24 protein-coding genes are annotated in these 24,057 nt (G+C 73.2%); 10 read left to right on the top strand and 14 right to left on the bottom strand.

Features of this window, described 5'->3' with window-relative positions; all coding sequences use genetic code 11:
- Positions 1-564: 564 nt before the first annotated feature.
- A complete protein-coding gene (locus ADL34_RS00490; RefSeq protein ID WP_062664203.1) occupies positions 565-1,386 on the top strand; it encodes a C40 family peptidase in 822 nt (273 codons plus the stop codon).
- Positions 1,387-1,470: 84 nt separating this feature from the next.
- On the opposite strand, the gene ADL34_RS00485 is transcribed toward ADL34_RS00490, so the two are convergent.
- A complete protein-coding gene (locus ADL34_RS00485; RefSeq protein ID WP_062664205.1) occupies positions 1,471-2,805 on the bottom strand; it encodes a geranylgeranyl reductase family protein in 1,335 nt (444 codons plus the stop codon).
- A gap of 47 nt (positions 2,806-2,852) precedes the next feature.
- On the opposite strand from ADL34_RS00485, the gene ADL34_RS00480 reads away from it, so the two are divergent.
- Positions 2,853-3,380 carry a GNAT family N-acetyltransferase gene (locus ADL34_RS00480; RefSeq protein WP_062664206.1) on the top strand — a complete coding sequence of 176 codons (528 nt, stop codon included), beginning with the start codon at positions 2,853-2,855 and terminating at the stop codon, positions 3,378-3,380.
- Positions 3,381-3,462: 82 nt separating this feature from the next.
- On the top strand, positions 3,463-3,801 hold the full coding sequence (locus ADL34_RS00475) for a PASTA domain-containing protein (protein ID WP_234374911.1): 339 nt from the start codon (positions 3,463-3,465) through the stop codon (positions 3,799-3,801).
- Here ADL34_RS00475 and ADL34_RS00470 read toward each other — a convergent pair.
- The 6 genes from ADL34_RS00470 to ADL34_RS00445 form a co-directional block, all read right to left on the bottom strand.
- Positions 3,788-4,483, bottom strand: a complete 696-nt coding sequence (locus ADL34_RS00470) for a demethylmenaquinone methyltransferase (protein WP_062664210.1) — start codon at positions 4,481-4,483, stop codon at positions 3,788-3,790. The genes ADL34_RS00475 and ADL34_RS00470 overlap by 14 nt on opposite strands.
- 61 nt (positions 4,484-4,544) lie before the next feature.
- Positions 4,545-5,144 (bottom strand): imidazolonepropionase-like domain-containing protein, encoded by a 600-nt coding sequence (locus ADL34_RS00465; RefSeq protein ID WP_062664212.1) that lies wholly within the window; start codon positions 5,142-5,144, stop codon positions 4,545-4,547.
- Between the two features lie 7 nt (positions 5,145-5,151).
- Entirely contained in the window at positions 5,152-6,351 is a 1,200-nt protein-coding gene (gene mqnC, locus ADL34_RS00460; protein ID WP_062664214.1) for a cyclic dehypoxanthinyl futalosine synthase, read from the bottom strand.
- Positions 6,352-6,421: 70 nt separating this feature from the next.
- On the bottom strand, positions 6,422-7,159 hold the full coding sequence (locus ADL34_RS00455) for a prepilin peptidase (RefSeq protein ID WP_062664215.1): 738 nt from the start codon (positions 7,157-7,159) through the stop codon (positions 6,422-6,424).
- The gene (locus ADL34_RS00450) at positions 7,159-8,763 is read right to left on the bottom strand and encodes a serine/threonine-protein kinase (RefSeq protein WP_062664217.1); all 1,605 of its coding nucleotides are present in this window, start codon (positions 8,761-8,763) and stop codon (positions 7,159-7,161) included. The genes ADL34_RS00455 and ADL34_RS00450 overlap by 1 nt, the downstream gene beginning before the upstream one ends.
- Positions 8,764-9,013: 250 nt before the next feature.
- Positions 9,014-9,862 carry a menaquinone biosynthetic enzyme MqnA/MqnD family protein gene (locus ADL34_RS00445; RefSeq protein ID WP_062664219.1) on the bottom strand — a complete coding sequence of 283 codons (849 nt, stop codon included), beginning with the start codon at positions 9,860-9,862 and terminating at the stop codon, positions 9,014-9,016.
- A gap of 310 nt (positions 9,863-10,172) precedes the next feature.
- On the opposite strand from ADL34_RS00445, the gene ADL34_RS00440 reads away from it, so the two are divergent.
- The gene (locus ADL34_RS00440; protein ID WP_003992177.1) at positions 10,173-10,376 is read left to right on the top strand and encodes a cold-shock protein; all 204 of its coding nucleotides are present in this window, start codon (positions 10,173-10,175) and stop codon (positions 10,374-10,376) included.
- Between the two features lie 108 nt (positions 10,377-10,484).
- On the opposite strand, the gene ADL34_RS00435 is transcribed toward ADL34_RS00440, so the two are convergent.
- Positions 10,485-11,033 (bottom strand): helix-turn-helix domain-containing protein, encoded by a 549-nt coding sequence (locus tag ADL34_RS00435; RefSeq protein ID WP_062664221.1) that lies wholly within the window; start codon positions 11,031-11,033, stop codon positions 10,485-10,487.
- Positions 11,034-11,114: 81 nt separating this feature from the next.
- Here ADL34_RS00435 and ADL34_RS00430 point away from each other — a divergent pair, with 81 nt between their 5' ends.
- The 4 genes from ADL34_RS00430 (at position 11,115) to ADL34_RS00415 (ending at position 13,129) form a co-directional block, all read left to right on the top strand.
- Positions 11,115-11,798 (top strand): AzlC family ABC transporter permease, encoded by a 684-nt coding sequence (locus ADL34_RS00430; protein ID WP_062664433.1) that lies wholly within the window; start codon positions 11,115-11,117, stop codon positions 11,796-11,798.
- A complete protein-coding gene (locus tag ADL34_RS00425) occupies positions 11,795-12,118 on the top strand; it encodes an AzlD domain-containing protein (protein ID WP_062664223.1) in 324 nt (107 codons plus the stop codon). Before ADL34_RS00430 ends, ADL34_RS00425 begins: the two co-directional genes overlap by 4 nt.
- Before the next feature lie 25 nt (positions 12,119-12,143).
- Positions 12,144-12,389 carry a hypothetical protein gene (locus ADL34_RS00420; protein WP_062664225.1) on the top strand — a complete coding sequence of 82 codons (246 nt, stop codon included), beginning with the start codon at positions 12,144-12,146 and terminating at the stop codon, positions 12,387-12,389.
- An 89-nt stretch (positions 12,390-12,478) separates the two neighbouring features.
- A complete protein-coding gene (locus ADL34_RS00415) occupies positions 12,479-13,129 on the top strand; it encodes a class I SAM-dependent DNA methyltransferase (RefSeq protein ID WP_062664227.1) in 651 nt (216 codons plus the stop codon).
- 28 nt (positions 13,130-13,157) lie between these two features.
- Here the strand turns inward: ADL34_RS00415 and ADL34_RS00410 are convergent, their stop codons facing one another.
- The 3 genes from ADL34_RS00410 to ADL34_RS00400 form a co-directional block, all read right to left on the bottom strand.
- Positions 13,158-14,294, bottom strand: coding sequence for a sugar ABC transporter substrate-binding protein (locus ADL34_RS00410; protein ID WP_079033971.1), 1,137 nt, complete (start codon positions 14,292-14,294; stop codon positions 13,158-13,160).
- A 94-nt stretch (positions 14,295-14,388) separates the two neighbouring features.
- Positions 14,389-16,317, bottom strand: a complete 1,929-nt coding sequence (locus ADL34_RS00405; RefSeq protein ID WP_062664229.1) for an AMP-dependent synthetase/ligase — start codon at positions 16,315-16,317, stop codon at positions 14,389-14,391.
- A 211-nt stretch (positions 16,318-16,528) separates the two neighbouring features.
- Positions 16,529-17,815 carry an acetyl-CoA C-acetyltransferase gene (locus tag ADL34_RS00400; RefSeq protein WP_062664231.1) on the bottom strand — a complete coding sequence of 429 codons (1,287 nt, stop codon included), beginning with the start codon at positions 17,813-17,815 and terminating at the stop codon, positions 16,529-16,531.
- A gap of 83 nt (positions 17,816-17,898) precedes the next feature.
- Here ADL34_RS00400 and ADL34_RS00395 point away from each other — a divergent pair, with 83 nt between their 5' ends.
- Both ADL34_RS00395 and ADL34_RS00390 read left to right on the top strand, forming a co-directional pair.
- Complete coding sequence (locus ADL34_RS00395) at positions 17,899-19,197, top strand: 3-oxoacyl-ACP reductase (RefSeq protein WP_062664233.1); 1,299 nt, start codon at positions 17,899-17,901, stop codon at positions 19,195-19,197.
- Entirely contained in the window at positions 19,197-20,036 is an 840-nt protein-coding gene (locus ADL34_RS00390) for a MaoC family dehydratase (RefSeq protein WP_062664441.1), read from the top strand. The genes ADL34_RS00395 and ADL34_RS00390 overlap by 1 nt, the downstream gene beginning before the upstream one ends.
- On the opposite strand, the gene ADL34_RS00385 is transcribed toward ADL34_RS00390, so the two are convergent.
- Genes ADL34_RS00385 through ADL34_RS00375 form a run of 3 tightly spaced genes read right to left on the bottom strand, consistent with a single transcriptional unit; the run spans position 20,018 to position 23,732 of the window.
- Entirely contained in the window at positions 20,018-20,680 is a 663-nt protein-coding gene (locus ADL34_RS00385) for a TetR/AcrR family transcriptional regulator (RefSeq protein ID WP_062664234.1), read from the bottom strand. The two genes, ADL34_RS00390 and ADL34_RS00385, sit on opposite strands and share 19 nt — an antisense overlap.
- 59 nt (positions 20,681-20,739) lie before the next feature.
- The gene (locus ADL34_RS00380; RefSeq protein WP_062664236.1) at positions 20,740-22,080 is read right to left on the bottom strand and encodes an SPFH domain-containing protein; all 1,341 of its coding nucleotides are present in this window, start codon (positions 22,078-22,080) and stop codon (positions 20,740-20,742) included.
- Complete coding sequence (locus tag ADL34_RS00375; protein ID WP_062664240.1) at positions 22,077-23,732, bottom strand: SPFH domain-containing protein; 1,656 nt, start codon at positions 23,730-23,732, stop codon at positions 22,077-22,079. The genes ADL34_RS00380 and ADL34_RS00375 overlap by 4 nt, the downstream gene beginning before the upstream one ends.
- Between the last annotated feature and the right edge of the window lie 325 nt (positions 23,733-24,057).

Genomic DNA, 24,057 nt, shown 5'->3' with positions numbered 1-24,057 from the left:
TGCCGGTCTGTGATCTGCGACACGGGGTATTGCACAAGCTTTGTGATCTCCACCACCTGACGAACGATCATGAACACGGATGAGCGGTGATCTTCGCACGTGAAGCGTCCGAGTGATCACCAGAGGTGACATTTTCGCTCGTCGATGCAGCTCAGAGGGGGCGTCTCCATATCAAGAGGCTTCCTGTGCATGCAAATTGGAGTTGGACCGGAAGACTTGATAGAGGACGGCGTTCACACATCAGAGGGAGCGAGGGGGACCGATGTGGACGCGTGCGCGCGTTCACGAACTCCGGCGGCGCGATCCGGGCACCGGACGCGCACGAGCCCGTGACCGTTGCGTGACCTCTGCCACACCTGTCAGGGGTCCGTGAGAACCGGGCTTGGCCACCGGTCCCAACCAGTGGTAAGCGCGGGGCAATTCGGACTTAATGATGAAAGCCCGTGATCACGGGCAGGGTGACGGCCGCCCGCTATGTCCGTTACGGCGTCAATAAAGGGCGCTCCGCCGGGAATTTGGGGCGTCCGTTGAACAACTGTGGCGCAGCCCACGTTTCTTGAAGGTATGGAGGAGCCCCTGATACCGGTTGTACCCATGTCCCACACCGCTCACATACGCAGCCACCGGAAGCCCCGCCGCACCGCGTCGACCACGATCGCGATGCGTGCCGGTGTTGCCGGTGGCGTGCTCAGCATGGCAGCGGCTGGTGCTGCGGCCACGGCGAACGCCGCCGAGCCGGTCACGCAGACCATCGAACTGCCCACCCTCTCGGGGGACCTGGCGGACCAGCTCGCCCAGTCCGCGGACGCCACGCAGCTGGCGGCGGCGAACTACGAGCTCGAGGCCGAGCGTGACGCGGCCGCCGCCGCGGCGGCCGAGGAGGCCAGGAAGGACCTCGCTCAGGCCAAGAAGAAGGCCGAGGCGAAGAAGAAGGCCGAGGAGGCCCGTAAGGCCGCCGCAGAGGCCGCCGCGTCCCGCAGCACGGAGCGCGCCACCCTGTCCGCCTCCGCGAGCGTCTCCGCCCCGGCGAGCGGCAGCGTCGCGACGGTCGTCTCGTTCCTCAGGGCCCAGGTCGGCGACGCGTACGTCATGGGTGCCACCGGCCCCAACGCGTGGGACTGCTCCAGCCTGGTGCAGGCCGCCTTCAAGCAGGTCGGCGTCGACCTGCCGCGGGTGTCCCAGGACCAGTCGATGGCCGGCACCGACATCCCGCTGTCGCAGATCCAGGTCGGCGACATCCTCTACTGGGGCGGCAAGGGTTCCGCCTACCATGTGGGCGTCTACATCGGTAACGGCCAGTACCTGGACGCGGCCAACCCCTCCAAGGGCGTCGTCATCCAGGACCTGTCGGGTTACCCGGCGTCGGGCGCGGTCCGCGTGCTCTGAGCCGTACAGATCGCCGTAAGGGCCGCAGCCGCTCGGGGGCCGCGGCCCTTACGCGTGCCCGGGGTCTCCCCCGGGCGGGGCCGGTCAGGCCTTCGGGGCCACCTTGCTCAGGCCGTTGATGATGCGGTCCATCGCGTCGCCGCCGGTCGGGTCCGTGAGGTTCGCCAGGAGCTTCAGCGTGAACCTCATCAGCATCGGGTGGGTCAGACCGCGCTGGGTGGCGATCTTCATGACCTTCGGGTTGCCGATGAGCTTCACGAAGGCGCGGCCCAGCGTGTAGTAGCCGCCGTAGGTGTCCTTGAGGACCCGCGGGTAGCGCTGGAGGGCCATCTCCCGGCCCGCGGGGGTCGAGCGGGCGTGCGCCTGGACGATGACGTCGGCGGCGATCTGCCCGGACTCCATGGCGTAGGCGATGCCCTCGCCGTTGAAGGGGTTCACCAGGCCGCCGGCGTCGCCGACGAGCAGCAGGCCCTTGGTGTAGTGCGGCTGGCGGTTGAAGGCCATGGGCAGGGCGGCGCCGCGGATCGGGCCGGTCATGTTCTCCGGCGTGTAGCCCCAGTCCTCCGGCATCGAGGCGCACCACGCCTTCAGGACCTCGCGCCAGTCGAGTTCCTTGAAGGACTCGGAGGTGTTGAGCACGCCGAGTCCGACGTTGGACGTGCCGTCGCCCATGCCGAAGATCCAGCCGTAGCCCGGCAGCAGACGGTCCTCGGGGCCCCGGCGGTCCCACAGTTCCAGCCAGGACTCCAGGTAGTCGTCGTCGTGGCGGGGGCTCTCGAAGTACGTCCGCACGGCGACGCCCATCGGGCGGTCCTCGCGCCGGTGCAGGCCCATCGCCAGGGACAGCCGGGAGGAGTTGCCGTCGGCGGCGACGACGAGCGGCGCCCGGAAGGTGACCTCGCGCTTCTCCTCGCCGAGCTTGGCGTGGACGCCGGTGATCCGGCCGGTGCGGTCGTCGATGACGGGGGCGCCGACGTTGCAGCGCTCGAAGAGCCGGGCGCCGGCCTTCTGGGCCTGGCGGGCGAGCTGCTCGTCGAAGTCGTCGCGCTTGCGGACGAGTCCGTAGTCCGGGAAGGAGGCGAGATCCGGCCAGTCCAGCTGGAGGCGCACGCCGCCGCCGATGATCCGCAGGCCCTTGTTGCGCAGCCAGCCGGCCTCCTCGGAGATGTCGATGCCCATGGCGACGAGCTGCTTGGTGGCGCGCGGGGTCAGCCCGTCGCCGCAGACCTTCTCCCGCGGGAACTCGGTCTTCTCCAGGAGCAGTACGTCGAGTCCGGCCTTGGCGAGGTGGTACGCGGTGGTGGAGCCGGCTGGGCCCGCTCCGACGACGATGACATCGGCGGTGTTTTCGGAGAGGGGCTCGGTCACGGCGGGAACTCCCCAAGGTTCGGAATCTGCGTGCCGACGGGCACTGGACATGGGCAGTCTATGCAGCAGAATTGATCACCCGGCTGAAGGGCTGCCCTGTGAACCGAGCTCTGCCCGTTGTACGGCTGCGTGTGCCCACCGACGAGGACGCGGTGGCCTGGCACCGGGCCTTCGCCCATCCCGACGTCATGGAGTTCCACGGCGGCCGGGCCGCCGAATTCTCCGCCTACGAGGAGCTCACCGCCCGCCAGCGCCGGCACGACGCCGAGCGCGGCTTCTGCCTGTGGACGGTGCTCGACGAGGACGGCCGCGTCGTCGGCTTCACCGGCGCCCAGCCCTGGGAGCGGGAGTGGGGCCCCACGGGGGAGATCGAGATCGGCTGGCGGCTGGCCCGGGAGCACTGGGGCAAGGGGTATGTCACGGCGGCCGCGCGGGAGACGCTGGAGCGGGTGCGGGCCGCCGGGGTGCCGGGGGTCGTCGCGATGGTGGACGCCCGCAACGAGCGGTCGATAGCGGTGACACGGCGGCTGGGCATGCGGCTCGCGGAGGTGTTCGCCACGCCGGACGACCGGCGGGGGCACTGCTACCGGCTCGACCTGAACCCCCCAGCCGGACACGGAGAGTAGCCGACTGTCACAGAAAGCCACGTGACGCTTCCGGACGGCACCCCTGCGGTCTACCCTTCGAGTACCGCTGGGGGTGACATCCGTGCACACAACACCCACGACACCCGAGGTGCGGGTCCCGCGACTCGTCGGGCTGATGGCCATGGACGCCCGCGAGGCGGCCAAGTCCCACGGCCTGTCCCTGACCGCACCCGACCGGCCGGACTTCGGTCTCGTCGTCGTCGACTACGTCGTCCGTCAGTATCCGCAGCCCGGCACCCCGGTGCCGCGGGACTCGACGGTCGCCGTCTGGTTCGACTTCGGTGAGGGAGAGGGCGGCGGAGGCGTGCGCGAGCCGCGCATGCCGCGCCCGCCGTCGGGCGGCGGGCACCGCGCGCTCGACGAGCCCGGCGACCCCTACGCCATGGTCAGCTCTGCTTGAACCCGCGGTGCAGGGCGACGACGCCGCCCGTCAGGTTCCGCCAGGCCACCTTGGACCAGCCCGCCGTGCGCAGCCGCTCGGCGAGCGCCGGCTGGTCGGGCCAGGCGCGGATGGACTCGGCGAGGTAGACGTACGCGTCCGGGTTGGAGGACACCGCGCGGGCGACCGGCGGCAGGGCGCGCATCAGGTACTCGGTGTAGACGGTGCGGAACGGCGCCCACGTCGGGTGCGAGAACTCGCAGATGACGACGCGCCCGCCGGGCCGGGTCACCCGGTACATCTCGCGCAGCGCGGTGTCGAAGTCCTGGACGTTGCGCAGCCCGAAGGAGATCGTCACGGCGTCGAACGTGTCGTCCTGGAACGGCAGTCGGGTCGCGTCGCCCGCCGTGTACGGCAGCCAGGTGTTGTTCCGCTTGCCGACCCGGAGCATGCCCTGGGAGAAGTCGCAGGGGACGACGTAGGCGCCGGTGCGGGCGAAGGGCAGGGACGACGTGCCGGTGCCGGCCGCCAGGTCCAGGACCTTCTGCGCGGGCCGCGCGTCGACCGCCTTCGCGACCTCCTTGCGCCATCGCCGGTCCTGCCCGAGGGAGAGGACGTCGTTGGTCAGGTCGTACCGTTCCGCGACGCCGTCGAACATCGAGGCGACTTCATGCGGCTGCTTGTCCAGGGATGCGCGCGTCACGGGCCCATTCTTGCAGCCGCTCCCCCGTCCGCCCGCGGCGGCTTCCCGGACGGCCGCGCGGTCAGCGCCGGCGGTGCACCAGGCGGCCGGCCACGACGGTGGCCACGCAGGTGGACGCGCCCTGCCGGACGAGGGCCGCGCGGTCGGGCACGTCGAACACCGCGAACCGCGCGGGCTTCCCGGCGGCGAGGGCCGGCAGCAGGACGAGCGGCACCGGGGAGAGCGCCGGGGGGCCGGGCAGTGCGGCCGGGCGTCCCGCCAGGGCGAGCCCGGCCCTGCGGACCGCGTCCAGGGCCTCACGGCCGCGCAGTTCACCGGCGATCGCGACCGTGCCGTGCGCCAGCAGGCGCTGGACCCCGCGGCGGGCGCTGGCTGCCCGCGCGGACGGTCCCGCGCCGAGGAGGTCCCGCGCGCGCTCGCCGAACAGCGGCTCGGTGCCGAGCCGGTCCGCCTCGCGCGGGTCGGGGTGGTAGGCCTGCTCCAGCAGCTCCGGGCCGTACGGGTTGAGCAGTCCGGGTGTGAGGATGCCGGGCCACTTCCGCAGCCGGGCGTCCGGGTGGGCGGCGGCCAGGTCCTCGTACGGGCCGACGGCGGCGAGGTGCGCGCCGTCGACCAGGACGGCGGTTCCGGGCGAGGCGTCGGCGACGTGAAGGGTCAGCACGGGCAGGTCAGTTGGAGGTGAGGATCTTCAGCTCGGGGTGGGCCGTCCCGCCCTCGATCGCCGTCGAGGAGATGTGGGACATGACGCGGTTGTCGACGGGGTCGTTCGCCGGGTCGTCGTGCACGACGAGGTGCTCGTACGTCGTCGCGCGCTGGGCCGGGACCCGTCCCGCGGAGCGGATCATGTCGATCATCTCCTGGAGGTTGGAGCGGTGCCGGGCACCGGCCGCCGAGACGACGTTCTCCTCCAGCATGACCGAGCCGAGGTCGTCCGCGCCGTAGTGCAGCGTCAGCTGGCCCGCGTCCTGGCCGGTGGTCAGCCAGGAGCCCTGGATGTGGGCGATGTTGTCCATGAAGAGCCGGGAGATCGCGATCATCCGCAGGTACTCGAAGATCGTGGCCTGCGTGCGGCCCTTCAGGTGGTTGTTCATGGGCTGGTACAGGTATGGGATGAAGGCGCGGAAGCCGCCCGTGCGGTCCTGCACGTCACGGATCATCCGCAGGTGCTCGATCCGCTCGGCGTTGGTCTCGCCGGTGCCCATCAGCATGGTGGAGGTGGACTCCACGCCCAGGTTGTGGGCGGTCTCCATGATCTCCAGCCAGCGCTCGCCGGACTCCTTCAGCGGTGCGATGGCCTTGCGGGGACGCTCCGGGAGCAGTTCCGCGCCGGCGCCGGCGAAGGAGTCGAGGCCGGCGGCGTGGATGCGCTGGATGGCCTCCTCCACGCTCACCTTGGAGATCCGGGCCATGTGCTCGACCTCGCTCGCCCCCAGGCTGTGGATGACGAGCTGCGGGAACTCCTTCTTGATGGCCGCGAAGTGCTTCTCGTAGTACTCGACGCCGTAGTCCGGGTGGTGGCCGCCCTGGAACATGATCTGGGTGCCGCCGAGTTCGACGGTCTCCGCGCAGCGGCGCAGGATGTCGTCGAGGTCGCGGGTCCAGCCCTTGGCGGTGTCCTTCGGCGGGGCGTAGAAGGCGCAGAACTTGCACGCCGTGACGCACACGTTCGTGTAGTTGATGTTCCGCTCGATGATGTACGTCGCGATGTGCTCGGTGCCCGCGTAGCGGCGGCGGCGCACGGCGTCGGCGGCGGAGCCGAGCGCGTGGAGCGGGGCGTCGCGGTAGAGGTCGAGCGCCTCTTCCGGGGTGATCCGCCCACCGGCTGCGGCACGGTCGAGCACAGACTGGAGGTCGGCCTTCTCGGTCACCGGGGGCGTCCCTTTCGTCAAGGTTGGGCAGACCGGACCAGCGTACGCCAGGGCCCTGACACGGCCGACGTCAGGCCGCGTACGCCCCGATCAGCACCCCTGCGAGCGCCCCGCCGAGCAGGAACGGGCCGAAGGGGATCGCCGAGCTGCGGCCGGCCCGGCGCAGGGCGACCAGGCCCCAGCCGTACAGCGCTCCGGACAGGAACCCGGCGAAGGTGCCGAGCATGACGGTCGGCCAGCCGTACCAGCCGAGGACCGCGCCCGCGCCGAGCGCCAGTTTCACGTCGCCGAAGCCCATGCCGTCGGGGTTGAGCAGGTGCAGGCCGTAGTAGAAGGCGCCGAGTGCGAGGGAGGCGGCCACGGCGGTCGGCCAGTGCCCGGCGTGCTCGGGGACGGCGGCGACCAGGCCGAGGAGGGCGAGCGCGCCGCCGGCGAGGGAGAGGGTGAGCGGGTCGGGGAGGCGGCGCACCCGCAGGTCGACGAGCGTGAGCAGGACGCCGCCGGGCGCCAGCAGCAGCCAGGCGCCCAGCTCGGGCCGGGTGCCGGTGGCGGCGGCGAGGGCGGCGCAGACGACGGCGGTGACGAGGACGGGCACGGTCGCGCCCGGCCCGTACGGGGCGCGGGGCCCGCACTGCCGGCAGCCGGCGGGGCCGAGCCATCCCGGCACCGGGTGACCGTCGGGGCAGTGCGCCCGCCACGGTTCCTCGTCGGGCGCGGAGAAACGGTAGGCGGCCCGGGGCAGCAGGGCTCCGGCGAGCGCGCCCCACAGGGCGGCCACGGCGACGACGACCGGCGTGCCCACCTCCATCAGCGGCTCCCCCCGCCGGTCTTCGACAGACGGGCCTCCGGCTCGCCCTCCGCCGAGCTCTCCGAGCGGTACACGAGGTCGTCGCCCGCCGGGGTGATGCGGACGGTGTGCGGCTCGGGGTTGCAGCCGGCGTGGTTGCCCTTCGCGCCCACGGACGTGACGACGAGCTGTTTCGCCGTCACCTCCTTCAGGGTGAGGACGTCGTTGCAGACCCCGCCGAGCAGGTCGGTCTGGCGCAGCCTGCCCAACTCCCCGCCGACCTCGGCCTTGTGCACGGTGAGCCGGAAGGTGCCGGCGGGCAGGGAGCCGCCCACGGCCGTGGCCTTCCCCTCCCAGGTGCCGAGGTAGCGGGCGGGGACGGAGCCCTGCGGCTTGTCCGGCGCCCGGGACGAGGCGGCGTCGGAGCCCGCGCCGGTGTCCGGGTCGTCGGCGCCCCGGCCCGGCATCCCGTCGAGGACGGCGACGGCCCCGAGCGTGACCGCCGCGAGGGCGCCGGCGACGGCCAGGGTCACCGTGCAGCTCACCCGGCGTCCGCGCGCGGCGACGGTCACCCCCGGCTTGCCGGGCGCAGACGTCCCGGTGGAGCCGGCGGGCGTGGGCATCGCGTCCCGGGGAGCGGGCACCGGGGCGGGCATCACCGGGGCGGGCCCGAACTCGCCGACGGTGACGGGCCGGCTGAACTCCACGGGCCCGGACGGGGCGTCCTGCGCGGCGTCCAGGTTCAGCAGCCGTACGGCGCCCCGGCTGACCTGCTCGACCAGCGGACCGGGCAGCCAGCCGCCCGCCACCAGCCGGGCCGCGCCCTCGGGGGCCAGTCGTGCGGCCAGCTCGACCGGGGTGGGGCGGGCCCCCGGCTCCTTGGCCAGGCACCGGGCGACCAGCTCGCGCAGGGTGTCGTCCAGCGCGTCGAGTTCGGGTTCCTCGTGGACGACCTTGTAGAGCAGGGCCGCCGAGGTGTCCCCGGAGAACGGCGGCTCGCCGGCCGCCGCGTAGGCGAGCACGGCGCCCAGCGAGAAGACGTCGGCCGCCCCTGTGACGCCCTTGCCCAGGATCTGCTCGGGCGCCATGTAGCCGGGCGAGCCGATGGAGACGCCGCTGGAGGTGAGGGAGGCGGTGCCGTCCAGGGCCCGCGCGATGCCGAAGTCGATCAGCAGGGGGCCGTCCAGGGTCAGCAGCACGTTCGACGGCTTCACGTCCCGGTGCACCAGGCCCAGCTCGTGCACCGCGGCCAGCGCCTCCGCGAGTCCGGCCCCCAGGGCCCGTACGGACGGCGCGGGCAGGGCGCCGGAGTCGGTGACGGCGCCCGACAGCGACGGACCGGCCGCGTAGCCGGTGGCGACCCAGGGCACCGCGGCCTCCGGGTCGGCGTCCAGCACGGGTGCCGTCCACGCCCCGCCCACCCGCCGGGCCGCCTCGACCTCGCGCCGGAAGCGGGTGCGGAACTCCTCGTCGAGCGCGAGGTGCGGGTGCACGATCTTGACGGCGACCGTACGGCCCCCCGCGCTGCGGCCGAGGTAGACCCGGCCCATGCCGCCGGAGCCGAGCCGGCCGAGGAGCCGGTACGGCCCGACGGCCGTGGGCTCGTCCATGCCGAGTGGCTGCATCGCCGTCCACCTCTCCCCCGTACGGCCCATCGCCCCCGCTGACTTCGCAGCAGATTAGTGTGGATCGGGTGCGCGTCACCCGGCGCTGACCGGAACCGCCGCCGCCCATGGATCAGTCCGATGGGCGCGGGCCTCATGGGTGAAGGGCGGGGCGTCGAAACGCCCTCCGCGGCCCTCCTGAGGTGCGGAGGGCCGCCGACAAGCCCTCACCCGTGACTTCTCACCGGTGCCTGCTTCGGCCGCCGGGCGTTCACGGATGGAGCAGATCGACCTTCACGTCCGCGGGAAATCCCGTGGTCGGTCCGACGCGGCGCGCGAACTCCGCGACCGCCTCGAGCTGCGGGCCGCCGAAGCGGAAGTCGAGGGTCGTGAAATAGCGCTCCAGGACCTTCTCGTCGAAGGCCTCCCAGCGCGCCGCCTGTTCCGCGACCTTGCCGACCTCCTCCAGGGAGAGGTTGCGCGAGGCGAGGAACGCCTCGTGGACCTTGCGGGTGATGTCCGGTTCCCGGTCCAGGTAGTCGCGGCGCGCCGCCCACACGGCGAAGACGAAGGGCAGGCCGGTCCACTCCTTCCAGAGCGCGCCCAGGTCGTGCACCTGGAGCCCGTAGCGCGGGCCGTCGAGCAGGTTGGCCCGCAGTGCCGCGTCGCCGATGAGGACCGCGGCCTCCGCCTCCTGCATCATCAGGCTGAGGTCGGGCGGGCAGGTGTAGTAGGCGGGCCGGACGCCGTACCGCTCGGCGAGCAGCAGCTGGGCGAGCCGGACCGAGGTGCGGGAGGTCGAGCCGAGGGCGACGCGAGCGCCGTCCAGCTGGTCGAGGGGGACCTGCGAGACGATCACGCAGGACATCACCGGTCCGTCGCAGCCGACGGCGATGTCGGGGAAGGCGACCAGGTCGTCGGCGTTGCGCAGGAACTCGACGAGCGTGATCGGGCCGATGTCGAGATCGCCGCGCACGAGCTGCTCGCTGAGCTTCTCCGGGGTGTCCTTCGTCAGCTCGAAGTCGAGGAGCGTGCCGGTTCTCGCGAGCCCCCAGTACAGGGGCAGGCAGTTGAGGAACTGGATGTGGCCCACGCGGGGCCGGGTGCGAGAATTGTCCACATCGCGAGACTAGACCCCATGGGGTACCGTTCAGCCTTCAGGGTCGTGACAAACAGGTCATCGGCTTCGGTCAACCACTGACACGGATCTTCAAACGTCCGAGTGAAGTGATCTTGACCTCTATTGCTTTCGGCTGCCTGCGTGCTAGGCTCGCCGCAAGTTGCAGTTTGGTTTCCCTTGCAGTACAGAGCCTGCGGAGCATGTAACCGCGGGCTCTCGTCGTTTTCAGACGTATGCAGTTGTGCGGCACTTTGTTTTCACACTTGCAGGGTTCTGGAGCAGGGCAACCCTTTGGGCCCAAGGAGGGCTTATGGCTACCGGAACCGTGAAGTGGTTCAACGCCGAAAAGGGCTTTGGCTTCATCGCCCAGGAAGGCGGCGGCCCCGACGTCTTCGTTCACTACTCCGCGATCAACGCGAGCGGCTTCCGCTCGCTGGAGGAGAACCAGCAGGTCTCCTTCGACGTGACCCAGGGCCCGAAGGGCCCGCAGGCGGAGAACGTCACCCCCGTCTGATTCGGTCCTCGGAGCCTGGTGCTTTGATCCGGAACTGAGTGCAGTACCCAAGGAGCCCCGCGCCGCAAGGCGGCGGGGCTCCTGCCTTTCGCCTGCCGCCGGACGTCTCTACACGTGCTGCATGACGAGGACGAAGAACGTCCCGGGCTCCAGCGCCTCGTACGCGTGCGGCACGTCCCCCCGGTACGTCATGTAGTCCCCGGGGCCCAGCTCGGCCTCCTCGCCGCGCGGCCCCGCCTTCACCCGGCCCGCCCCGACGATCAGGTGCTCCACGCTGCCCGGGATGTGCGGCTCGGACTCACGGGCCGCGCCCGGCTCCGCGCGCAGGTGGTAGATGTCCCGCCGCGCGCCCGGCGGACTCGCGGAGAGCAGGGTGGCCACGTAGTCGGCGCGCTCGGACGCCACCGTGGGCCCTTCGCCCGCCCGGATCACCTGGACCGCGGGGGCCGGCGGCTCCACCAGCGCGCTGAACGGCACCCCGAGCGCCACGCCGAGCGCCCACAGCGTCTCCACGCTCGGGTTCCCCCCGCCGCTCTCCAGCTGGGACAGCGTGGACTTCGCGATGCCCGCCCGTTTGGCCAGCTCGGACAGGGACAGCCCGGCGCGGGCGCGCTCGCGGCGCAGGGAGGCGGCGATCCACGTCAGGGGCTCACCCATCGGCTCACTTCCAGTCGTTCGCTCTGCCGGTCCACCTGTTCGCCTTGACGAACGGTGGTCCGTCTGTTCATTCTGGGAAACATGCGTTCGCTGCTCCGAACACCGATGATGGCACCCCTGGTGCGCGACAGCGCCCTCGTGTGGCTCGCGAGCGGGGTCGTGGGCGTGTCCTTCGGCGCGATCGCCGTGGCCGGCGGGCTGCCGCTCTGGGTGCCGGTGGCCATGTCGCTCGTCGTCTACGCGGGCTCGGCGCAGTTCAGCGCGGTCGGGCTGCTGCTGGCCGGGGGCGGGCCGCTCGCCGCGGCGGCCACCGGGCTGATCCTCAACACCCGCACCGCCGCCTTCAGCCTCGCCGTGGCGGACGTCCTGGGACCGGGACGGCTCGCCCGCCTGGCCGGGGCGCACCTGGTCACCGACGAGACGGTGGCGTTCACGCTGGCCCAGCCGGACCCGGCCCGCCGCCGGGCCGCGTTCTGGGTGAACGGCCTGGGCCTGTTCGCCGCCTGGAACACCGGCGTCCTGGCCGGCGCCCTCGCCGGCACCGCGCTCGGCGACACGGCGACGTACGGACTCGACGCCGCGTTCCCTGCGGTGCTCGTGGCGCTGGTGCTGCCGGCCCTGCGCACGGACCGCTCCGTCCGCCGGTCCGCGCTGCTCGGCGCCGCGCTCGCCCTGGCCGTCACCCCGGCCGTCCCGGCGGGCGTGCCCGTGCTGCTGGCGCTCGCGGGTCTGGTGGTCCACGGCCGGAAGGGCGGTGCGGCATGACCTCCACGACGGCGACGGTCGCCGTGATCCTGGTGCTCGCGGCCGGGACGTACGCCTTCCGGCTGGTGGGCCCGGCGCTGCACGGGCGGGTCGCGCTGCCCGCGCGGGTGCAGGAGTTGCTGGCGGCCGGGGCGGTGGTGCTGCTCGTGGCGCTGCTGGCCACGGGAGCGCTGACGGAGGGCGGCGGGTTCGCCGGCTGGGCCCGTCCAGCGGGCGTGCTCGTGGGCGGTGTCCTGGCGTGGCGGGGCGCGCCCTTCCCGGTCGTGGTGCTGGCGGCGGCGGGATCGGCCGCGCTGCTGCGGGCGATGGGAGTGGCGTGAGCGGGCCGCGTGGGAGGATCGCCGGATGACAAGCGGTGAGAACGGCGGCGGCCCGGAGCGGGACACGGCCCTGGCGACCGGTGTGTCCCTCGGGATCTCCCTGGGCCTGGCGCTCGGCGTGGTGCTCGGCACGACGGTGTTCGACAACCTGGCGCTCGGGCTCGGCCTGGGCATGGGGGTGGGCGTGGCGGCCGGCGCGGCCCTGGGCGGCGCGCGCGGCACCGGCCGGACCGGTGCGGACGGCAGGGGACCGGGCCCGGGGCCCGAGTAGGGCGCACCGGCCGGCACTTGGCGCCAGGGGGTGTCTTGTCGATCAGGAGCCTGGCCTGATCGACAAGACACCCCCTAGGGTCGCGGACCATGACCGAAGCCGACTTCCTGACCGCCACCCGCACCTTCTACGACGCCATCGCCGAGGACTACGCCAGGCTCTTCGAGGACGAGATGGCGCGGCGGCCCCTGGAGCGGGCCGTGCTGCGGGTGTTCGCCGAACTCGTGAGCGGCCGCGGGCCGGTGGCCGACCTGGGCTGCGGGCCCGGCCGGACGACGGCCCGTCTCGCCGCCCTGGGCCTGGACGTGTTCGGCGTCGACCTGTCGGAGTCGATGCTCGCGATCGCCCGCAGGGAGAACCCCGGACTGCGGTTCGAGCGGGGCTCGATGCTGGAGCTGGACCTGCCGGACGGGGCGCTGGCCGGAGCCGTGTCGTTCTACTCCTCCATCCACCTCCCGGAGGACCGGCTGCCGGAGCTCTTCGCCGAGTTCCACCGGGTGCTGGCGCCGGGGGCTCCCCTGCTGGTCGCCTTCCAGGCCGGGGACGAACACCGGCACCACGACCGGCCGTTCGGGCATCCGGTCGCGCTGACCTTCCTGCGCCGCCGCCCGGACGACATGGCCGCGCTGCTGACGCGGGCCGGTTTCGCCCTGCACTCGCGCACGGTCCGGGAGCCGGACCCCGCCCTCGACGAGACGGTCCCACAGGCCTTCCTGCTCGCCCGCAAGGGCACCGCCTGAGAGCCGGGCCCGTCCCGTCGGCGTCCCGTCAGCCGAGACCGATCGCGGCGCAGTCGGCCGCGTACCGGGGGGTGCAGATCTGGTCGACCGTGTACACGCCGTCCCGGACGACCGTGTCGTCGATGTTCTTGCGGGTGACCGCGACCACCGTCAGCAGCGCGGCCGGGATGTCCTCGCGGGTGGGGCTGTCGACCACGTCCTGGGCCAGGGCGTCGAAGGCGACGCCGCGGCCCTGCACCTTGTAGACGGCCATCCGGGCGGCGGTGGTCGCCTCCAGCTCGAACGGCTTGTACACCGTCATGTACTGCTCCCCGGAGACGATCCGCTGGATGGCGTCCAGGTTCGCGTCCTGCCCGGTCACCGGCGGCACCTGGCCGACGCCCGCCTCCTTGAGCGCGTCGATGGCGGCCCCCGCCATGCCGTCGTTGGCCGAGTAGACCGCGGCGATGCCGTCCGCGCCGACGGCCGCGATGGCCTTGCGCATGTTGGCCTTGGCCGCCTCGGGCGCCCACTTGCGGGTGTCGTACTCCTTGACGATGTTCACGACGCCCTTGAGCTCCGTGACCGCGCCCTGCTTGAAGCGGGCCGTGTTCGGGTCGGCGGGGTCGCCGTGCATCATGACGACCTTGCTGGTCAGCGCCTTGGAGCCGAGGCGCTGGACGAGGGAGCGGGCCTGCACCTCGCCGACGAGTTCGTTGTCGTGGGAGACGTAGGCGTCGACGGGGCCCTCGGCCAGGCGGTCGTAGGCGATGACGGGGATGCCGGCGTCCTTGGCCCGGCGCACGTCCGGTGCGATGGCCTGGGAGTCGACGGCGTCCACGAGGATCACGTCCACCCGGTCCTCGATCAGCTGCCGGAACTGGCGGCTCTGCTGCTGCGTGCTGGACCCGGCGTTGGCGTAGACGACCTTGCCCTTGCCGTGGGTGAGGGAGGCGACCTCCTTCTTGATCAGTGGGTGGTCGAACCGTTCGAACCGCGCGGTGGCCTTGTCGGGCAGGAGCAGTCCGACGGTGACGTCGTCGCCCTTGCGCGGCTCCTCGGAGCCGTCGGAGCCCGCGATGCCGTCGACGACACCGCAGGCGGCGAGGGACAGCGCGGCGGCGGACGCCGCGACGGCCGTGCGGGCCCGGCGCAGGGCGGGATGGTGGGGGGTGCGAGCGTTCACTGCTGCCTTCCGAGCGGGGGGGGAGTGTGGGGGTCCGGATGGCCGGGGCCACCGCGGCGGGGGCGGGGGCGGCACGAGCGGTCGGGCGGGCGGTTCAGCCCGCGTACAGGGCCTCCACGTCGGCCTCGAAGTCCCGCATGACCGCGTCCCTGCGGAGCTTCATCGACGGCGTGAGGTGCCCGTCCATCTCGGTGAGGTCCACCGGCAGGACGGCGAAGCGGCGGATCGACTCGGGCCGGGACACCAGCTTGTTCGCCTCGTCCACGGCGCGCTGCAGGATGTCCCGCAGTTCCGGGTCGTCGACGAGGAGTTCGGCGGGGACCGGGTGCCGGCCGTTCATCCGGCGCCAGTGACCGACGCCGTCCATGTCGAGGGTGATCAGCGCGGCGACGTAGGGGCGGCGGTCGCCGACGACCAGGCACTGCGAGATCAGCGGGTGCGAGCGCAGCCAGTTCTCCAGGGGGGCCGGGGCGACGCTCTTGCCGCCCGCGGTGATGAGCAGTTCCTTCTTGCGGCCGGTGATCGTCAGATAGCCCTCGTCGTCCAGGGCGCCGATGTCACCGGTGGCCAGCCAGCCGTCGGCGGCCGCGGGGACCACGCCGCCCGCCGCCGGGTCCCAGTAGCCGCGCAGCACGTGCTCGCCGGAGAGCAGGACCTCGCCGTCCGCCGCGATCCGGACCCGGGTGCCGGGCAGCGGCCAGCCGACCGTGCCGAGGCGGGGCTTGAGGGGCGGTGTCACGGTGGCCGCGCCGGTCGTCTCGGTGAGCCCGTAGCCCTCGTAGACCTCGATGCCGGCGCCCGCGTAGAAGGCCGCGAGCCGGCGGCCCAGCGGGGAGCCGCCGCAGATCGCGTACTTCACCCGGCCGCCCATCGCGTTGCGCAGGCGCCGGTAGACGAGCGGGTCGTACATGGCGCGGGCCGCCTTGAGCGCGGTCCCCGGGCCCGGGCCCGTGCCGGACTGGCGGGCCTCCTGCGCCTCGCCGTAGCGCTCGGCGACGCCCGCGGCCCGGTCGAAGGTGGAGGCCCGGCCGCCCGACTCGGCCTTGGCGCGGGCGGAGTTGTAGACCTTCTCCAGCATGTACGGGATGGTCAGCAGGCAGGTCGGCCGGAACGCGGCGAGGTCCGGCAGCAGGTCCTCGGCCTTGAGGCTCGGGGCGTGGCCCAGCCGGACCCGGGCGCGCACACAGGCCACCTCCACCATCCGCCCGAACACGTGGGACATGGGCAGGAAGAGCAGCACGGACGCCTCGTCGCTGGTCCGCGCCCTGAAGATCGGGTAGAGCAGTTCGACGGCGTTGTCGACCTCGGCGAAGAAGTTGCCGTGGGTCAGCGCGCAGCCCTTGGGCCGGCCGGTGGTGCCCGAGGTGTAGATGAGGGTGGCCAGGGTGTCGGGCACGAGCATGCCGCGCCGTACGGCGACCTCGCCGTCGGGCTGCTCCTCCCCGGCCTCCGCCAGCCGGTCGACGTGCCCCTTGTCCATCACCCACAGGCGGCGCAGGTCGGGGACGCGGTCCAGTTCGGGGCCGAGGGCGTTCGCCTCGGCGACGGTCTCGGTGATCAGGGCGACGGCGCCGGAGTCCTGGAGGATCCAGCGGGCCTGGAAGGCGGAGGAGGTGGGGTAGATGGGGACCACCACCAGTCCGGCGGCCCAGGCGGCGAAGTCGAGGAGGGTCCACTCGTAGCGGGTGCGGGCCATGACGGCGATCCGGTCGCCGGGCATCAGCCCCTCGCCGATCAGCCCCTTCGCCACGGCCTGCACCTGCGCGGCGAACTGCGCCGCCGTCACGTCCGTCCAGCGCCCGTCGGCGTCCCGGCGGCTGAGGACCACGGCGTCCGGCACCGCGTCGGCGTTGTCGAAGGGCAGGTCGGCCAGCGAGCCGTGGGTGACGGGCGGGGCGAAGGGCGGAACGTACGCCTCCCGTACGGCGCCGTTGAGCCGCCGGGTCTCCGGCCGCACCAGGGCCGGGCCCGGGGCGTCGTCGAAGGCGGCCGAAGGGGCGAAGGAGGGAAGCGGGGTGGACACGGGCGGCTCCTGCGGGCGTGCAGCGGGGGGAAATCGCTTGCTGCATGAGGTACGTGCCTCGCGCACCGTGGTGTTCACCTGCCGAGGCCTGCGGAACGGGTTACCGCTGGTTAGGCACGCGATCGTACGGCGCGGTCGTGGGGACGTTGTGCGGGTTCGGCGGCGGTCCGGGGACGGGTATGTGCAACCTCGCGGGTTATGTGAGGGGCCCTCAGCTTCGTTCCAGGACCGCCGTCACGCCCTGCCCGCCCGCGGCGCACACCGAGATCAGCCCCCGGCCCGGGCCGCCGCGCTCGGCCAGCAGCGCGGCCAGCGTCGCCACGATCCGCGCGCCGGTCGCCGCGAAGGGGTGGCCGGTCGCCAGGGAGGAGCCGGCGACGTTCAGCCGGGCGCGGTCCACGGGGTCCAGGCCCCGCTTCTCCCACGCCGCGAGCGTGGCCAGCACCTGGGAGGCGAACGCCTCGTGCACCTCGACGAGGTCGAAGTCGCCGAGGCCGAGTCCGGCCCGCTCCAGCATGCGCGGGACGGCGTGGGCCGGTGCCATGAGCAGTCCGTCCTCGCCGTCGGCCACGTCGCCGTGCGGGAAGTCCACGGCGGCCGTCTCGTAGGCGGTGAGGTACGCCAGCGGCTCCAGGTCCCGGGCGGCCGCCCACTCCTCGCTCGCCAGCAGCACGACGGCGGCTCCGTCGGTCAGCGGCGTCGAGTTGCCCGCCGTCATCGTGGGGGCGGGCCCGTCCAGGCCGAACACCGGCTTCAGCGCGGCGAGTTTCTCCGGAGTGGAGCCGGGGCGCAGGTTCTGGTCGCGGTCGAGCCCGCGGAAGGGCACCACCAGGTCCTGGAAGAAGCCCCGCTCGTAGGCGGCGGCCAGCCGCCGGTGGCTCGTCGCCGCCAGTTCGTCCTGGGCCTCGCGGGTGATGCCCCAGGCGCGGGCGGTCACGGCGGCGTGCTCGCCCATGGACAGGCCGGTGCGGGGCTCGGCGTTGCGCGGGATGTCGGGGACGAGGTGGGAGGGCCGCACCGCGGCCAGGGCCTTGACCCGGCCGCCGAGGGACCGGGCGCGGCGGGCCTCCAGGAGGATGCGGCGCAGCCGGTCGTTGACCCCGAGCGGCGCGTCGCTCGCCGTGTCGGCGCCGCCCGCGACGGCCGCCTCGGTCTGCCCGAGCGCGATCTTGTTGGCGGCGGCCACGACCGCTTGGAGGCCGGTCCCGCACGCCTGCTGGACGTCGTACGCCGGGGTGCGCGGATCGAGACGTGAGCCGAGGACGGTCTCCCGGGCGAGGTTGAAGTCGCGGCTGTGCTTGAGGACGGCCCCGGCGACGAACTCGCCGACTGCTCCCGGCGCTTCGAGGCCGTACCGCTCGACCAGGCCGTCGAGGGCGGCGGTGAGCATGTCCTGGTTGGAGGCGGTGGCGTAGGGGCCGTCGGAGCGGGCGAACGGGATGCGCGTGCCGCCGATGATCGCGACGCGCCGGACCGCCGGGGCCAACAGGGCGCTCATGTGCCTCACTCCTCACGTCCACGGTGACTTACCTCCGGTAACCTTACTCCCGAGTCAGTTCCGGAGCGCACTGGGAGTCCCGCATGGCCGACCGCTATCTCAGCTTCACGGGGACCGCCCCCGGCCGGTTCCTCACCCGCCGCCTGGGCCTTCCCCAGCCCGCCCCGCTGCGCCGCTGGTCGCCCGACCGGCCCGGACTCGACGGCGAGCGGCTGCTCTTGACGGCCGGCAAGTCCGACCTGGACCTCGCGGCAGCGGACCTCGGCCTCACCACCGCCCCCGCCGAGCACCCGGCCGCCGTCGTGCTCGACGCCACCGGGGTCCGGGACGTCGACACGCTGGCCGAGGTGCACGCCGCCCTGCACCCGGTGGTGCGGTCGGTCGCGGCGAGCGGGCGGATCGTGGTCCTGGGCGCGCCCCTCGACCCCGCCGACCACCACCAGGCCGCCGCCCAGCAGGCCCTGGAGGGCTTCACCCGCTCCCTCGGCAAGGAGATCGGCCGGGGCAGGACGGTGAACCTGGTCCGGCTCACCGACGCCCGCGCCGCCGCGTCCACCCTCGGCTTCCTCCTGTCCCCCAAGTCCGCCTACGTCAGCGGCCAGGTCGTCGAGGTCGGCCCGCAGGAGGTCACCCCGCCCGACGACCCGGACCGCCCCCTCGCCGGACGCACCGCCCTGGTCACCGGCGCCGCCCGCGGCATCGGCGAGGCGGTCGCCGAGACCCTGGCCCGGGACGGCGCCCGGGTCGTCGTCCTCGACGTCCCGCAGGCCGGGCAGGACGCCCGGCGCGTGGCCGACCGGCTCGGCGGCACCGCCCTCGCCCTGGACATCACCGCGCCCGACGCCGGTGAACGGATCGCGGCGGCGCTGCCGGACGGGCTGGACGTCCTCGTCCACAACGCCGGCATCACCCGCGACCGGCGCCTGGTCAACATGCCCGCCGAACGCTGGAACGCGGTGCTGGACGTCAACCTCGCCAGCGTGCTGCGCACCACGGACGCGCTGCTCGCGGCCGGGGCCCTGCGGGCCGGCGGGCGGATCGTGGCGACGGCGTCGATCGCCGGTCTCGCCGGGAACGCCGGGCAGACCAACTACGGCGCCAGCAAGGCCGGTGTCGCGGGCCTCGTGCGCGCCCTCGCGCCGCGCGCGCTCGCCGAACACGGGGTGACCGTGAACGCGGTCGCGCCGGGCTTCATCGAGACGAAGATGACCGCCGCGGTCCCCCTGTTCATCCGCGAGGCGGGCCGGCGCATGAACTCCCTCGCGCAGGGCGGCCTGCCGTCCGACGTCGCCGAGACGACCGCCTGGCTCGCGCACCCGGCGTCGGGAGCCGTCAACGGCCAGGTCGTCCGGGTGTGCGGCCAGAGCCTGCTGGGGGCGTGATGACGACCGTCCTGACCGGTGCGCCCCGGCTGCCCGCCCTGCTCGCCCGGGGCGCCGTGCTGTCCCCGTTCAAACGGCCGCACCCTGACGCGGAGTTCCCCCGCACCCGGCTCGTGCTTCCCGGCGTCCGCGTCGATCCGGCGCGGCTCGCGGCGTACGAGCGGGTGTGCGGCTTCCCGGCGGACGGCGGCACGCTGCCCGTCACCTACCCGCATCTGCTCGGCTTCCCGCTGGCCATGCGCCTGATGAGCGCGCGGGGGTTCCCGCTGCCCCTGCTCGGGCTCGTCCACACGTCCATCGAGGTCACCCGGCACACCGCGCTGCCCGCGTCCGGCACGTACGAGGTCGGCGTGCGGGTCGAACGGCTGGTGCCGCACCGGCGGGGCACCGAGGCCGTCGTGGTCACCGAGGTCCACTCCGGCGACCGCCTCGTGTGGGAGTCGGCCAGCCACTACCTCGCCCGCCACCGCACGGACGGCACGGCACCCTCCGGGCCGGCCGCGGAGCCGGAGCCGCTGCCCGGGGCCGCCGAGTGGACGGTCCCCGCGGACACCGGTCGGCGGTACGGAGCGGCCTCCGGGGACCGCAACCCCATCCATCTGCACCCGCTCACCGCCCGCCTGTTCGGCTTCCCGCGCGCCATCGCGCACGGCATGTGGACGGTCGCCCGCTGCCTGGCCGAGCACGGCACACCGGACGCGGTGCGGGTACGGGCAGGCTTCCGGGCGCCGGTGCTGCTGCCGGCGACCGTGACGTACGGCGCCGGGGACGGGCGGTTCGAACTGCGCGGCGGGGGCCGCCTCCACCTGACCGGAGAGGTCTACCCGCTCGCCTCCTGAGCGGCGTCGGGCGGCGTCCAGCGCCGCCCCTCCCGGAGGTCGCCCAGGCCGGCCCACGCGAAGTTCATCAGCGTGGCCGCCGCCTGGCGCGCGCTCACGCCCGGGGTGGTGTTGGCCCAGTCGGCCAGCGACTCGGCGGCCCCCACCAGGGCCTCGGCGACCCCGGCGACCTCGCTCTCCGGGAAATCGGGATCGCGGTGCGCCTCGCGGGCGGCGACCAGGATCAACTGCGTGACGAACGCGACGATGTCCGCGCGCATCGCGGCCACCTCGGAGGCGAACGGCTCGCCGTGCGTGCGGGCCTGGAGGTGCAGCACGGACCAGGCGTCCGGGTAGTGCGAGGTGTGGGTGAAGAACGCCCGCAGTCCGTCCCAGAGCTGCCGGTCGGCAGGCAGGTCGGGCCGCACACCCGCCCTGACGGCCGCGACGAGCGCGGCGGACTCCCGCCGGATGCAGGCGGTGAAGAGGTCTTCCTTGGAGTTCAGGTAGAGGTACACCAACGGCTTGGAGACGCCCGCGAGTTCGGCGACCTCGTCCATCGACGCGGCCATGTACCCGCGCCGGCCGAAGGTCCGCACGGCGGCGTCCAGCATCTGCTGCTCACGGACGGCCCGTGGCATCCGTTTGGTCTTCACGGCACCCATGGCGCTCAGCGTACGGGCCGGGAGGGAGATCCCGCCCGGCCCGTGGCCGACCAGCCGTCCTACTCGTCGCCGGCCCGCTCCTCGGCGAGCCGGGCCACCCGGTCCGCCCAGGGCTGCGCCTCGGCGGCCGGCAGCGCCGCCAGCCTGGGCAGCAGCTGCGCGGTGAGCAGCGTCGACAGCGCCGAGGTGTCGGCGCTGGAGCCGTCGGTGCGCACGACCACCGGCTGCGGGGCCCGCCCGGCGAGCTTCGCGCCCACCTCCAGACGGCGCCGCGCCAGCTCGTACTGGAGCACGGCCCGGTTGTCGCGGTACGCCTTGGCGAGGGCGCGCTGCGCGCGGGCCTCGTTCTCGGCGGCGATCAGGCCGCTGCGGCCCCGCGTCTCGATCTCGAACCGCACCCGCTGGGCGTTGGTCTCCTGCTCCTCCAGCAGCTGGGCGACCTCCTCGCGGGCCCGGTTCAGCGCGGCCTTGACCTCGACGATCCGGGCGTCGCGCACCTTCTTGGCGCGCTCGATGTCCATGCCGAGCTGGTCGATGCGGCGCTTGCGGACCAGGCCCCACTCCTGCTCGTAGGCCGTGCGCTCCTTGGCGACCCGCTCCCGGGTGGCCAGGTGCTGCTGGTACTGCGTCGGCAGCTGCACGTCCGGGATGTTGGAGCCGGTGATGCGCACGCCGTAGCCGGACAGCTGGCGGTTGAGCAGTTCCTGCATGTCGGCGACGTCCGAGCCGCGCAGGTCGTACGCCCGCTCGGTGCGCATCTTGCGGGCGCGCTGGCGGATGGCGTCCTGGACGGCGCTGGAGAGCACCAGGTCGAAGTTGCCCGCGCCGATCGTGCGGACGAACAGCACGGCGTCGGTGATGCGGAACTTCAGGAAGAACTCGATGGAGCGCAGCGGCACGTTCTCCTGCGTCGGGCAGGCCATCACGGGTGCCGAGTACGGGATCTCGGTGGCGGTGTCGACGACGAAGTCGACCCGGGACCACGGGTGCCACAGGTAGTGCCGGCCGGCGTCGAGGGTGCGGACGACGGCGCCGTAGCGGGTCAGGACGCCGTTGGTGCCCTGCTCGATCTCGACGATGGAGGAACGCCACCACCACAGGACGCCGATCAGCACCAGCACGGCGCCGCCCGCGTAGGACAGGCCGGCCAGGGTGCCGTAGGCGAAGTCCCCCGGGGACGACTCGGCGTCGCCCGCGTGCAGGGACAGCGTCACACCCATGAGCAGGGCGTAGACGCCGAGCCACAGCGGCAGCATCCACCACACCCGGCGGCGGTGCCGGGGGATGATGACCGGGATCAGGGTGTCGGCCTCGCCGCCGCGCAGCAGCCGGGCGATGTCGGTCCAGGGGGCGACGGCCTCGGAGATGACCGACCGGCGGTGGGTTCGGGCGGTGCTCACTGGGCGGCCTCCTCGGAGAGCTCGGTGTCGTCGGACAGCTCGGTGTCGTCGGTCGACGGGCCCGGTCCGGGTACGGCGGGCACTTCGGGCACGGTGGGCCGGTCGGCGGCCAGCAGCGCGCCGATCTCCTCCTCGCGGGCGGCGATCCGCTCGGACACCTCGCCGAGCCGGGCCCGGACGGCGGCCATGTCGGCGTCGCTGAACAGCTCCGTGCCGCGCTCGCCGATCAGTTCGCGGGCCAGCTCCAGGAAGTCGATGCCGGCGCCGTCGGCGGTGCCGCCGATGCGCACCAGGCGGGGCAGATGGTCGGCGACCTCCTCCAGGGTGTCCAGGACCTGCTGCTGGTAGCGGTACTCCAGGATCTCCGGAGCCTCCGCCGCGGTCACCGCGCGGATGTCGAGGGCCTGCGCCTCCAGGAGGGCCGCGTTGGCCTTCGCCTCCGACTCGGCCTGGACGTAGCGCTGGCGGGCCAGGGCCTCGGCGCGGTTGGTCTCGCGCTCCACGGCCGTGTCCATCTGGGCCTGGTACTGGGCGATGTCGGCCTGGATCGCGGAGAGCGTCTCCTGGCTGGAGGCGAGCTCCCGGCTCAGGTCGCCCTCGTCCTGCTCCTTGCGCAGCTGGAGCGCGTACTCGTGGGTGTACGCCTCCTTGGCCATCCGGACCATCTCGGGTGCCGCGAGGTCCATGCGGTAGCGCTGGTCGGACGGCTCGGCGTGGGTGATGTTGGCGTTCGTCAGCTCGACGGCCGGGCGGAACTGCTGGTTGAGCTGCTCCAGGAGCCGGCCGGTGTCCTCGCCGACCATGTCGTAGATGCCGGCGGCCTCCTGCTCGTAGATGAGGCTGCGGATCGTCTCGCTGACGGCGTTGCTCAGCTTCTCCTCGAAGCCGCGCACCGCGCCGAGCGTGTACACGAACTCGGTGGGGTCGCTGATCCGGAACTGGATGAACAGGTCGATCGACGCCTTCACCCCGCCCCGGGTCGGTGCCTCGCGCACCGGCGCGTTGAACGGGTACTCACGGGTGGTGTTGACGATGTACGACACCCGCTTCCAGGGGCTCAGCAGCACGACCCGGCCCGGTCCGACGACCTTCTCCAGCTTGCCGAACCGGGTGATCAGCGCCTGGGAGCCGTCGGGCACCATGACCATGCCCTGCCGCCACCACACGAAGGCGACCGCGGCGAGCGAGACGACCCAGTAGTGCACGCCGAACAGGGGGTTGGTCAGCACGTCGGCCCCGGCGGCGCCCACGATCGAGGCGCCGACGGCACCCAGGACGAGCAGGGTCAGCACCGGCAGCATGGAGAGGAACGAGCGGCCCTTCGGCAGCACCATCGGGCAGATGGCGTGCACCACCTCGCCGCCCTGGCGCTGCTGTTCGCTGCGGCCGAGGGCCTCGCCGGCCTCGTCCAGCGGCACCGTCTTCTGCCGCATGACCGTCGCGGTCGAGCCGCCCTGCTCCCGGGCGGCCGGGAAGTCCTCCGGGTCGATGTTCCAGCCCTGGGCCTCGTACTCGCCGCCGCCGTCCTGCCGGGCTCCCCGACCGCCCGCCTGCCGGCGCAGTTCCTCCTGTGCGGCCCTGCGTGGATCGGTGCCCGAGGCGACCGCCTCGGCCACGCGTCGTGCGCTCGCCTTCGCGCGCCCTCGTGCCACAGTTCCCCCTTTGCGTTGCTGTGCCGGGCGCGTGTGCGGGCCCGGCGTGATCTCCGTCGTGATCTCCGGCGTGATCTCCGGCGTGAGTCAAGCCATCCCACACCATGGGTCCGGAACAGCGTAAGGGGGGTGTACCGGGGCGTTACCGGACGGTAGTGCCAGGGGCTCCCCCTCCCCGGACGTCTGGTGCGTGCGCACTACGGGCGGCGGCACTTGGTCCGGACGCACCAGACGACGACGGGCACGGCGGACGATGCCCGCCGAAGTGCTCGGCGGGAGCGTGGGAGGTGCGCGAGAACCGCGCGTCTCCCGACTGCGAACAGGA

The organism is Streptomyces sp. NRRL WC-3605 (assembly GCF_001509795.1).
Lineage (GTDB): Bacteria > Actinomycetota > Actinomycetes > Streptomycetales > Streptomycetaceae > Streptomyces > Streptomyces viridochromogenes.
This window is presented reverse-complemented; position numbering and strand designations above follow the sequence as displayed.